3 protein-coding genes are annotated in these 2,991 nt (G+C 71.9%); all 3 read right to left on the bottom strand.

The annotated features are described in order from the left end of the window. On the bottom strand, nucleotides 1-1,016 hold a 1,016-nt coding region (gene glpK / locus ABWI04_RS42325), incomplete at its 3' end, for a glycerol kinase GlpK (RefSeq protein WP_353835932.1). Nucleotides 1,017-1,050: 34 nt separating this feature from the next. After that, nucleotides 1,051-1,893, bottom strand: coding sequence for an MIP/aquaporin family protein (locus ABWI04_RS42320; protein ID WP_345187843.1), 843 nt, complete (start codon nucleotides 1,891-1,893; stop codon nucleotides 1,051-1,053). 83 nt (nucleotides 1,894-1,976) lie between these two features. After that, nucleotides 1,977-2,855: a thiamine pyrophosphate-dependent enzyme gene (locus ABWI04_RS42315; RefSeq protein ID WP_353835933.1), complete on the bottom strand. Its 879-nt coding sequence runs from the start codon at nucleotides 2,853-2,855 to the stop codon at nucleotides 1,977-1,979. Nucleotides 2,856-2,991 lie beyond the last annotated feature (136 nt).

The following is a 2,991-nucleotide window of genomic DNA, read 5'->3' as shown; positions in this document are numbered from 1 at the left end:
CGGGCCAGCGACTCGCTCTGCGCGGCGCCGGAGATGATCCCGAGCTGGTCGCGCAGCCACTGCACCGCCGACCCCGTCACCGCGATCGAACCCTCAAGGGCGTAGACGGGCGCGGCGTCGCCGAACTTGTAGCAGACGGTGGTGAGCATCCCCGCCTTGGACCGGACGAGTTCCTCTCCTGTGTTGAGCAGGAGGAAGTTGCCTGTGCCGTAGGTGTTCTTGGCCTCGCCGGGAGAGAAGCACACCTGCCCCACCGTCGCCGCCTGCTGGTCGCCCAGGATGCCGGTGAGCGGCACCTCGCCGCCGAGCGGGCCGCCCGGACGCGTCGTGCCGTAGGCGTCGGGCGCCGAGGACGGCTTGATCTCCGGCAGCATGGAGCGCGGGATCCCGAAGAACGACAGGAGCTGGTCGTCCCAGGAGAGGGTCTCCAGGTCCATGAGCATGGTGCGGCTGGCGTTGGTGGGGTCGGTGACGTGCACGCCGCCGTCCGTCCCGCCGGTGAGGTTCCACAGCACCCAGGTGTCGATGTTGCCGAAGACCGCGTCGCCCTGCTCGGCGGCCTCGCGGACCCCGTCGACGTTCTCCAGGATCCACTGGATCTTGCCGCCGGAGAAGTACGTCGCGGGCGGCAGCCCGGCGCGGTGCCGGATCGTCTCGCCCCGGCCGTCGCGTTCGAGCGCGGAGGCGATGCGGTCGGTGCGGGTGTCCTGCCAGACGATCGCGTTGTAGTAAGGGCGGCCGGTGCGCCGGTTCCACACCACGGTCGTCTCGCGCTGGTTGGTGATCCCGAACGCGGCCAGGTCGCCGTGCGACAGGTTCGCCTTGTTCAGCGTGCTCTCGATGACCGAGCGCGTCCGCTCCCAGATCTCGGTCGGGTTGTGCTCGACCCAGCCGGCCTGGGGCAGGATCTGCTCGTGTTCGAGCTGGTGGCGGGCGATCTCGTTGCCGCCGTGGTCGAAGATCATGAATCGGGTGCTGGTCGTGCCCTGGTCGAGGGCCCCGACGAAGTCGGCCATGGACTCTTCCTTTCCGCCCGAGGGAACGGGCCCGTCAGGTGACGTCGTACTCCGGCTCCGGCGCCGCGGGCAGGCCGCCCTCCTCCTCGGGGAGGTGGCGCCCGACGAACAGCAGGTACAGGCCGGCGCCGAGCACGCCCCCGATCAGCGGGCCCCCGATCGGCACCCAGAAGTACAGGTCGCCGTACTGGTCCCGCCAGGCGGTGTCGTATCCGGTGATGAACTGGGCGAGCCGCGGCCCGAAGTCGCGGGCCGGGTTGATCGCGTAACCCGCGTCGGAGCCGAACGCCATGCCGATCGCCACCACCACCAGACCGATGATCAGCGGCGCCAGGTTGGCCAGCGGCGGCGCGTTGCGCACGTCGGTGAGGGCCAGCACGAGGAACAGCAGGATCGCGGTGCCGATCACCTGGTCGCGGAACGCGCCCCAGGTGCCGATCGGCAGCGTGCCGTTGCCCGGCAGGGTGGAGAACACGAACTGGGACTTCAGGGTGTGGCCGGGGTCGAACTTGGCGAGGATCTCGCTGTAGTCCCACCGGACGATCAGCGCGGCCACGAAGGCGCCGAGCGTCTGCGCGAACCAGAACGGCACGACCCGGCGCCAGGGGAACCCCTTGAACACCGCGAGCGCGAGCGTCACGGCGGGGTTCAGGTGCCCACCGCTGGTCCGGGCGGCGACGTACACGCCGAGCGTGACCCCGATCCCCCAGGCCCAGGCGATGCTGTCGTGGCCGCCGAGACTCTGCGGCGCGCCGAGCCCGCTCGCCGCCACGGCCTGGGCGACCACGCCGACGCCGAACAGGATCAGGATCAGGGTGCCGGCGAACTCCGCCAGCATCTGCCTGGCGAGTTCGGGCAGCCTCGGCCCTTGCGCCATGTCTCCTCCTCAGGCATGTGAACCAGGCCACGACGGCCGTGATCGTGATCGTTCCCAAGGAGGGCGAGGCTACACAGAGTGAGTTAATGACCCCGGAACGCTTCCTCCAGCCACCACGAGGGGCGGCTGCGCGTGATCTTGGCGTCCACGACCATCGGCCGGTCGCGGGGACCCGCCAGCCAGGCGCCCACCGCCGCGAGGTCGCCCGGTGTCCGGACGGTCGCCGCCGCGCAGCCGAACCCCCGCCCGACCGCGGCCAGATCCGCGGGCGGGAACGTGACGGTGTCGAGGGGGTGCCCGCCCGGACCGAAGTGGTGCACCTCCGCGCCGTAGGCCTCGTCGTCGTAGACGAGCACGAGCAGGCCGAGCCCGAGCCGGACGGCGGTCTCCAGCTCCGCGACCGACATCAGCGCGCCGCCGTCGCCGAGCGCGGCGACGGTGAGCCGGTCCGGGCGCGCCACGGCCGCGCCGATGGCGGTCGCGAGGCCCAGCCCCACCGACTGGAACGCCTGCGTGAACACCAGGCCGTCCTCGTCGGGGACGTCCAGGAACATCGCCGGGTAGCCCATGAAGTTGCCGGAGTCGACGGCGACCGTGCGCTCGCGGGGCAGCATCCCGTCCAGGGCGATCGTCAGCGTGCGCGGGTCGATGCGGGGGCCGTCCGCGCCGTCCTCGCCGGGATGCTCGTCGTAGGGGACGTCCTGCCAGCGGCCCTCGCGGGCGAGACGCTCCGCCACCTCGGGCGTGCGGTACCCCGTGGCCCGGTGCCCGCGGGCGCCGAGCTCGGCCGATGCGGCCCTGGCGGTCTCGGCGGCGTCGCCGATCAGGCCGAGGTCGACGGGGCGGTGCGCGCCGAGCGCGTGCGCGTCCACGTCGACCTGCACGACCACGGCGGCCCGGTCGACGAGCGCGCCGTGCCGGGTCGTCCACATGTTCAGCGAGCAGCCCCAGGCGACGACCAGGTCGGCGCCGCGGATCAGCTCCGCCGCGGCGGGCGTGGCGACCGCCGGGTCAGCTCGGGCAGCTCGTACTCGCCCTTCTCGAAGATGGTGAGCAGGTCGTTGGGCAGGTCGATGTCGCTCTTGTCGATCTCGTCGA

Source organism: Actinomadura sp. NPDC000929, from assembly GCF_040492065.1.
Taxonomy (GTDB): domain Bacteria; phylum Actinomycetota; class Actinomycetes; order Streptosporangiales; family Streptosporangiaceae; genus Spirillospora; species Spirillospora verrucosospora.
Note: the sequence above shows the minus strand (reverse complement) of the source record. Positions and strands in the feature narration are given on the sequence as shown.

Bases quoted from the DNA above. Each gene is read 5' to 3' on its own strand.
- ABWI04_RS42320 (WP_345187843.1), bottom strand. From the start codon at position 1,893: ATGGCGCAAGGGCCGAGGCTGCCCGAACTCGCCAGGCAGATGCTGGCG.